The organism is Flavonifractor sp. An306 (assembly GCF_002159455.1).
In the GTDB taxonomy this organism is placed as follows: Bacteria; Bacillota; Clostridia; order Oscillospirales; family Oscillospiraceae; genus Flavonifractor.
The window spans coordinates 1-7,404 of sequence record NZ_NFIQ01000112.1; the positions used below are offsets into that span (position 1 = coordinate 1).

Genomic DNA, 7,404 nt, shown 5'->3' on the forward strand with positions numbered 1-7,404 from the left:
ATAGAGGGCCGGCAGGCAATTTTTATTGGTATGATATTGTTTTGGAGCAGCAAAACAGGCCTAACATTAGCTGCGCTAACTTCAAAACCTCCCTTTTGACCTTAATGTCAAATTGCAGTACAAACCACTTTATTTTTATCGCCTTAGCCGTCACTCTTTGGAGATGACGGCTTTTCTTGTTGCCAGAAATGTCAAAAGGAGAGCAATAGAACGTTACACACAGGAGGCAAAAATATGAGTCAGGAACTGTTTTTTCAGGAACTTCGCATCGCCCTTCACCGTGAGGGTTTCACCTCACAGCCTGAACAGGGCGAATGCCTTCCCGTAGAATGGGGCGGTTTCCCGCTCTGTCGGATCACAGCGGGCGGTGGTGTTCGCTATAGGCAGGAGGATGTGGCAACCTCGGAACGGGAACGTGCCTGTGAGCAAGTCACCGATCTGGCCTGCACAGTGCGGGAGTATATGGCGCTGATGGAGCAAGCACCTTTGCTGAAAGCGCAGGGGCTGTCCGGCGACTACCGAACACTGGCCGAATTCAATGGAACCGTGCTGGCTGGGCACCTGACCAAGCATGGTGTTCACTTCGTCACCTGGGATTGGAATTTTGACCGCACAGCTCTCAACCGGGGCAATTACTTTCAGGACAACTACACAGATGCCAAGCAAAACTTCGCCATCCGCTCTGGTCTCACCCCTAAGCACCAGGTCTTCAATCAGGATCAACTGATTGAAATCTACCGATGCTGTGCTGATACCTTAGACGCCGGTTTCGACCTGACTGCCGAGCAGGAAAAATGCATCCGTGGTGTTCAAGACCAGATTGCTATTTCAGTTCCCGATGTGCTGGCGCACATAAGAGAGCAGGAACAGCACGCCGAATCCTACAACCGGGAACCGACAATGTAATATTGAAGCGCCGGAGTTTTAGTATGAACTCCGGCGCTTTTTTCTTATATCAAGGCAGCGATCACCCGGAGAAACGCCTTGGCGTCACTAAAGATGACTTTGCCACAGTTGATATTGTTCGCATGGTGGACGGAGAGCAAACCTTCTTTGCGGACTACCAGAAACTGGAGAGTTTCAAGAACGATCCAACAATTTTCGAGGCAGTAGAACAACTCCATCAGGAGTTGAAGGATATGTCCCAAGAGCAGGACATGACCATGTAGGAGGTGCAAGATGCAAGTACAAAAAGAATGGTTGGACTTTCTCCGGGAGCAGTATCCCAAGGGAAGCCGCATTCGACTCATTGAAATGAAGGATGACCCCCACCCCATCGCTCCCGGCAGCATGGGCACCCTGGAAAGTATTGATGACGCAGGTCAATTCCATGTTAAGTGGGACAACGGAAGCGGCCTCGCCCTCATTATTGGCGCGGATCGGTTTCAGGTCCAACTTCCGGAACCTCAAACGCTGAAGTTCTATATGCCTCTCACCGCTCAACTCTACTGGAATTATTACCGTTCCCAACATCACCGAAGGTCTTTATGCTTTCGTTGAAGTCTATGTGCCAGCTCCTTATGCGCGCCTTGAGGAACCGGTTATCGTTCATGTGGATCAGGAAGATGTGGATGGCGGCGGCACGATTTCGGTTTCCGCAGTTGATGAAGAACTTCCTACCTTGACGATCCTTAAGCGTGATGGCCAGACAGGAGATGTTGTTCCAGGTGCTGTTTTCGAGGTAAAGGGCATCCATCACGGTTACCATACGGATGTTACTACCGGTGAAGATGGCACAGCCACTCTGACTGGCCTTCCCGTAGACAGTTATGAGGTAACTGAAATTTCTGTGCCTGACCCCTATGTGGTGGCAGCGGAACCTACTCAGACGATCTGGCTGGGTCCTGGGGATGAGAAACAGCTGATCTTTGACAACTTGAAGCAGCCTCAGCTCACCATTGCCAAAGTAGATGCTGCGGACTCGACTACCCCTATTCCCGGCACTGTCTTCCGGATTGAAGCCATTGACGGTGACTATCAGCATGATGTTACCACCGGTCAGGATGGTACAGTTGCCCTCCGTGTGGCCCCTGGCACTTATCGTGTCACTGAATTGTCCGTACCGGCCCCCTACTTCCTGCCTGACAAGGATGCAGATCGGGTACAGACGATCTCTCTGAATGCAGGGGATGACAAAAAACTTGTATTCAAAAACAGCAAAAGCCCTGAACTCACCATCTACAAGGAGGATAGCGTTGCTGGTGCCCCCGTGGAGGGAGCGCGATTCCATGTAACCTATACCAGCAATGGCGAGGCCGCTGACGCACCTGCCACCATTGATTTTGGCGAGCTCCTGACGGATTCTAACGGCGAGATCCGGCTCCACGAGCAGGGAAAGCGGCTGTATCCCGGCGAATACACCATCACTGAGGTAGAGCCTGCTCCTGGGTTCCAGATGGTAGAGCCCACAACTCAGAAGATCATTCTCCATGGCGGAGAAAAGAAAACCGTTACCTTCCAGAATACTCCCCTTAACGCCATCATCGTCGAGAAATACGACAGCGTCACTGGTGAGGCCCTTCCGGGCTGCACGTTCCAGCTGCGTTACCTTGGCGGGACATCTGGCACCGGTGGAACGATTATTGGCCAGAAGGTGACCGGCAAAAATGGCACCGCTATTTGGACCAGCCTCAAACCTGGCACCTATATTCTGGAGGAAGTGGACCCTGCGGACGGCTACAGCATTATCCAGTCTTCGGAAACCGTCTATCTGGCCGACAGCGGAGAACAGTCGGTTATCACCGTCCGGTTTAAGAATATGCCGGATGGAAATCTGCTGATTCGTAAGGTTTGTTCTGTCAATCCCAGTGTGACTCTTCAGGATGCCGAGTTTAAGGTCATGTATGCGGATGGCACTTTGATCGGGGACAATAATGGAATCTACCGCACGGACGAAAACGGCGAGATCCGCATCGAGGGCTTGGCTCCCGGCAAGAGCGTGGTCGTCACTGAAACAAAGGCTCCGGCTGGTTTCCTGATTGACACCCAGTCCCAGACCATCCAGATCAAGGAGGGGCGAACCGTTTCGCTTACCTTCAAGAACCAGCCCAAGGGTTCCATCATTATCCAGAAGCGGGACAGTGCCACTGGGCAGCCCCTGGCTGGTGCTCAGTTCAGAGTAACGACGGCCGCTGGGTGTGAGGTCGGCCTGGATGGTGTGATCGGTGACAGCACACTGACTCAGAACGGCATCTTTACCACCGACTCGGCGGGGGAGATTCGTATCTCCAACTTGGCCCCCGGCGCCTATGTACTGACCGAAATTAAGGCGCCCCAGGGATACGTCATAGACCAGCCCTCCACCAATGTGGTAATTGGCCCCAACGGGGATACCCAGACGGTGGTCGTGCCCAATTCCAAAGCCGGTACCCTTGTCATCGACAAGCGGGACTCGCTCACTGGCAAACCGCTCGAGGGAGTCACATTTAAGGTGACCACATCTACCGGTGAGTACGTGCCGGACGAGAACGGCTACATCTCCAGCAACGGTCTTTACTTTACCGATAAAGATGGAAAGATCCAGATTGACGGTGTAGTGGGCACCCTGGTAGTGACCGAAACCGCAACCATTCCGGGATACAGCATTGATCCTTCAAAACAGACACAGACCGTCCAGGTCAACCCCAATGATACGCAAACGCTCTACTTCACCAACACGCCCAGTACCACATTGGTCATCGAAAAGTATATCGAGGGTACCACAACGCCGCTGGCGGGCGTGACGTTCTTGGTCACAGATAGTTCCGGCGCGGTCGTTGGCTCCAGCAATGGAGAGTACATTACCGATGAGAATGGCCGCATTGTTATTGACGGATTGGAGCCCGGCACCACGGTGACCGCCAGAGAGGTCAAAACAGTGGAGGGCTATGTGCTGGACACTTCTCCCAAGTCCATTGAGATTAAGGCCGGTGAGGTACAGACCTTGCGCTTCTATAATGCGGCGAAGGGCACTCTGGTCATTCGAAAGCTCGATTCCGTGACTAAAAAGCCTCTGGCTGGTGTGGAGTTTGAGCTGACCTATGCCGATGGTGGCTATGTGGACGCTGACAACGGCCACCTGTCCAGCAAGGGCCTTTATACCACAGATGCCAACGGCGAGATTCGAATCAGTGGTGTGACCGGCACGATCGTGGTAAAGGAAACGAAAACCATTGATGGCTACACCATTGATCCGGCCACTCAGTCCCAGACCGTGGTGGTAAACCCGGCAGATACGCAGACCTTGACTTTTTATAACGATCCCATCGGCGGGGTTGAGATTATCAAGGTCAACGAAGCTGATCAGACCGAGCGCATTCCTGGCACCACATTCGAGATTCGTAAGGTAGATGACGAACTGATCGATACCGTCACCACGGACAAAAACGGTCGAGTCTTCGTTTCCCTGGAAGACGGTGCCTACTATGCGGTGGAGGTCGAGGCAGCGGATGGCTTCAAGCTGGACAGCACCCCCTACTACTTTGAGGTGGAGAACGGAAAGACAGAACCCCTCAAGATTACCAATAAGGCCGTGTCCGGTACAGAACAACGGCAGCAGGATGACTTATCTATGGGATATCACGCTTACCGAAAACAGAACATCTCTACAGATCAGAGATGGGATAGACTGCTGGACAAACTCGATGGCAAGGAACTCACACCAAACTCAGATGCTATGGTGTTGACCGGATCCAGGCGGCTTTGCATGAACGAGATTACTTTCCAGGGTGACATGAGCGAGTGCGGAAGTCTGCTGAATTTCTATGTGCCAGTCACATTTGATCCTGACGCTGTGTTCGGAACCAATGTGGCTACCGATGCCAATGATGACTAAAGGGCCTGTTTGGACTGTTATTCTTTCTCTACGGCGTGAAGATGCGTCAGATCTTGGATACGACAGTGCCGAGAGTTGGCGCACTCTTCTCTTGCAGCATAAGACTCGGCTGGCGCAGGCCATGAAGATCCCAGTGGATGACTTCCGTTGGTGTGCAGCCTTCCATGATGAAGGGTACCACCCACATGTACACATGATGGTGTGGTCTGCAGACGGGAAACATGGGTACCTCAACAAGACCGGAATCACAGCCATGCGCTCTGCGCTAACCAACACCATCTTCCAGGATGAGATGCACAACCTCTATGTCAAAAAGGATCTGGCTTAACTCCGACAGTTCATTGGGCGGTACCTATTGGACGGCTGTACAGCACGAGTCCTACAACGATCTCTTTGACCGCACAGAGGTGAGCCAGATGCCCACGGAGCGGTGGTGGGCCGATCTCTTTCTCAACGAGGACGGAACGGCGCAATTCCGTGAGGTCCTGGGCGACAGCTTTAACAGCTATCTGGGCAGCGGGACCTGGTGGCTCGGCGCGGATCACACCCTGCGGCTGACAAGTTCGGACGGCGATGAAGATGGTGAGATGAATGGCCGCATTGAAGATGGCCGCATCATTTTGGAATCCTTCTATGGGGATCGATTCTATTTTGAAAAAGCGGAGCGGCCGGGCCCGGGCGGCGAACTGTGTATCGCAAACCTGCATGGGACATGGCACATGACCACAGGCGAGGTGGAGGGCTGGAGCTATAACGCCCGGGAAGAAGGTCTGGCCTCCACGCTGGTTTTTGAAAGCAGGTGGAGCGACGCCATCGAGGGATATGTGCTGAGTGCGGATTATTACTTCGCGGACTTTCTGGATACGGATGAGCCGGAATACCGGCAGGAAGCCGAGCTTCGGACGGAACTGCTGGAGGAACCGCTGTTCCACGGCCTCTCCAACGAGCTTTGGAGCGTCCGGCTCTTTCACGATGATACCGGCGCGGAGTTCTTTCTCACCCTGACCGATCCGGATACGCTGTATCTCCAGGAGCATTACGAGACGGACGGCGCTCCGGCGGTCCGCACGGCGGTCTACCAGCGGGTAGACGCATTCCTGCCGGAAACACTGCAGACGGCTTTGTATGAGGAGCCTTCTGACTGCCTGACCTTCTACTGGCCCAACCCACCGGACGATGTATCCGCATGGCTGGAGGTACTGCCGGTCACAAAGCTGGAGCCGGATGGACTGGACAGGCTGCTGGTGGTGGGACGCTGGTATGAAACACAGATCCGGTTCTGTACGGGCGAGCCCCTGTGGGATGACAGCAGACGGCTTCTGGATTGGGTCACGGACGAGATCCTGTACGACGAAACGCTCAACATTGATGAGCCTCGGTGGTTTTCCCTGACGATCCCGGAAGGCGTACCGAACCTGTGCCTGCACATCAAGCGCTCCTGGGAGGATTTTTGGTACCTCTGGCCCATCACCGACACAAACGGGTATCTGGTGGATGGGTGGACATTCCTGACACCATAACAAAATAAAACAAGAGAGGAGATCGCATTATGGGACTGATCAAAGCTGCATTGGGCGCAGCCGGCGGCGTGATGGCCGACCAGTGGAAGGAATTCTTCTACTGCGAAGCCATCCCCGCGGATGTGCTGGCGGTAAAGGGAAAGAAGAAGGCCACAGGCCGCTCCAGCAACACCAAGGGGGATGACAACATCATCACCAACGGCTCTGTCATCGCCGTGGCCAACGGCCAGTGTATGCTCATCGTGGAGCAGGGCAAGGTGGTGGATATGTGCGCCGAGCCGGGCGAGTACACCTACGATATGTCCACCGAGCCCAGCCTCTTCACCGGCGATCTGGGGGAATCCATCAAGGGCGTGTTCCAGAACATCGGCAAGCGTTTCACCTTCGGCGGAGAGGCCCCCAAGGACCAGCGCATCTACTATTTCAATACCAAGGAGCTCACCGGCAACAAGTACGGAACCCCAAGCCCCGTCCCCTTCCGGGTGGTGGACCAGCGGGCGGGTATCGACATCGATATCGCCATCCGCTGCTTCGGCGAGTACAGCATCCGCCTGAAAAACCCCATGCTGTTCTATACCAATGTCTGCGGCAACGTCAGCGAGGACTTTAAGACCGAGCAGATCGCGGGGCAGATGAAGACGGAGCTGCTCACCGCCCTGCAGCCCGCATTCGCAAAGATCTCGGAAATGGGTATCCGTTACTCCGCTCTCCCCGGTCACACCCTGGAGCTGGCAGAAGCCCTCAACGAGCAGCTCTCCTCCCGGTGGCGGGACCTGCGGGGCATGGAGATCGTTTCCTTTGGCGTCTCCAGTGTCAAGGCCAACGAGGAAGACGAGCAGATGATCAAGGAGCTGCAGCGCAACGCGGCCTTTATGGACCCCACCCGGGCGGCGGCCCATCTGGTAGGCGCACAGGCCAGCGCCATGCAGTCCGCGGCCAGCAACCCCAATGCCGGTCCCGCTATGGCTTTTATGGGCATGGGGATGGCTGGACAGATGGGCGGCATGAACGCCCAGAACCTCTATCAGATGGGCGCACAGCAGCAGGCTCAGCCCACCCCCGCCCCTGTAC

The 7,404-nt window shown here is 54.7% G+C and carries 7 protein-coding genes; all 7 read left to right on the forward strand.

The window, feature by feature from the left end; translation table 11 throughout:
• Window positions 1–234: 234 nt before the first annotated feature.
• The gene (locus tag B5F88_RS17960; RefSeq protein WP_087348758.1) at window positions 235–906 is read left to right on the forward strand and encodes a hypothetical protein; all 672 of its coding nucleotides are present in this window, start codon (window positions 235–237) and stop codon (window positions 904–906) included.
• 23 nt (window positions 907–929) lie between these two features.
• A complete protein-coding gene (locus tag B5F88_RS17965) occupies window positions 930–1,169 on the forward strand; it encodes a hypothetical protein (RefSeq protein ID WP_087348760.1) in 240 nt (79 codons plus the stop codon).
• A gap of 10 nt (window positions 1,170–1,179) precedes the next feature.
• Window positions 1,180–1,500 carry a DUF4314 domain-containing protein gene (locus B5F88_RS17970; protein ID WP_087348762.1) on the forward strand — a complete coding sequence of 107 codons (321 nt, stop codon included), beginning with the start codon at window positions 1,180–1,182 and terminating at the stop codon, window positions 1,498–1,500.
• A gap of 52 nt (window positions 1,501–1,552) precedes the next feature.
• Window positions 1,553–4,813 (forward strand): SpaA isopeptide-forming pilin-related protein, encoded by a 3,261-nt coding sequence (locus B5F88_RS17975; RefSeq protein WP_343286483.1) that lies wholly within the window; start codon window positions 1,553–1,555, stop codon window positions 4,811–4,813.
• On the forward strand, window positions 4,806–5,141 hold the full coding sequence (mobP3, locus tag B5F88_RS20865; RefSeq protein WP_242959873.1) for a MobP3 family relaxase: 336 nt from the start codon (window positions 4,806–4,808) through the stop codon (window positions 5,139–5,141). The genes B5F88_RS17975 and mobP3 overlap by 8 nt, the downstream gene beginning before the upstream one ends.
• Entirely contained in the window at window positions 5,119–6,333 is a 1,215-nt protein-coding gene (locus tag B5F88_RS17985) for a hypothetical protein (RefSeq protein WP_140402188.1), read from the forward strand. The genes mobP3 and B5F88_RS17985 overlap by 23 nt, the downstream gene beginning before the upstream one ends.
• A 29-nt stretch (window positions 6,334–6,362) precedes the next feature.
• On the forward strand, window positions 6,363–7,404 hold a 1,042-nt coding region (locus B5F88_RS17990; RefSeq protein WP_087348768.1), incomplete at its 3' end, for an SPFH domain-containing protein.

Coding starts and splice junctions, on each gene's coding strand:
- B5F88_RS17960 (WP_087348758.1), top strand. CDS start 235: ATGAGTCAGGAACTGTTTTTTCAGGAACTTCGCATCGCCCTTCACCGT.
- B5F88_RS17965 (WP_087348760.1), top strand. CDS start 930: ATGAACTCCGGCGCTTTTTTCTTATATCAAGGCAGCGATCACCCGGAG.
- B5F88_RS17970 (WP_087348762.1), top strand. CDS start 1,180: ATGCAAGTACAAAAAGAATGGTTGGACTTTCTCCGGGAGCAGTATCCC.
- mobP3 (WP_242959873.1), top strand. CDS start 4,806: ATGACTAAAGGGCCTGTTTGGACTGTTATTCTTTCTCTACGGCGTGAA.
- B5F88_RS17985 (WP_140402188.1), top strand. CDS start 5,119: ATGTCAAAAAGGATCTGGCTTAACTCCGACAGTTCATTGGGCGGTACC.